Origin of the sequence: Mesorhizobium sp. M0587 (assembly GCF_040320945.1) — a bacterium.
Classification (GTDB): Bacteria; Pseudomonadota; Alphaproteobacteria; order Rhizobiales; family Rhizobiaceae; genus Mesorhizobium.
Genome location: NZ_JAMYQP010000113.1, coordinates 1 through 725, shown reverse-complemented (window position 1 = coordinate 725; position 725 = coordinate 1). Strand labels below are relative to the sequence as shown.

1 protein-coding gene is annotated in these 725 nt (G+C 60.8%); it reads left to right on the top strand.

Going from position 1 to position 725, the window contains the following annotated elements:
* A partial coding sequence (locus tag NKI49_RS33250) for an AMP-binding protein (RefSeq protein WP_352695953.1) occupies positions 1 to 725 on the top strand: 725 nt, incomplete at both ends.

Below are 725 nucleotides of genomic sequence, written 5' to 3'. Positions count from 1 at the left end.
CCGGCCAGGGCGCTGACGATCCCGACCCGCGCGCGCTGGGGCTCACCCCCCGCCATCTCGCCTACATCATCTACACCTCGGGCTCCACCGGGACGCCCAAGGGAGCACAGAATGAGCATCGGGCTATTATCAATCGCCTGATCTGGATGCAAAAAGCCTACGCTCTCAATGCAACCGATGTCGTCTTGCAGAAGACGCCATTTGGCTTCGATGTCTCGGCCTGGGAGTTCTTCTGGACGTTGCTTGAAGGGGCGACCCTGGTGCTGGCGCCTCCGGCTGCACACAAAGACCCAGACGCGCTTGTAGACTTGATAATCAGCCAACGCATCACCACGGCACACTTTGTACCCTCGATGTTGGTCAGCTTTATCGATACAAAGGGTGTCGATCGCTGCACATCGCTGCAGCGTCTCATATGCAGTGGCGAGGCGCTTGCTGCCGCCAGTGTGCACAAGGTTAGGCGCCTATTGCCTTGGACTGGCCTGCACAATCTATATGGTCCCACGGAAGCAGCTATCGACGTGACGGCCTGGAATTGCCCGGCTGATTTTGACGGGTCAGTTGTCCCGATTGGCCGTCCGATTGCGAACACGCGGATCTATCTTCTGGACGCTCATGGTCAGCCGGTGCCGTTCGGGGCGGTGGGCGAGCTCTATATCGGCGGGGCCGGGGTTGCGCGCGGCTACCTGAACCGGCCGGAGCTGACGGCCGAGCGGTTCATCGCC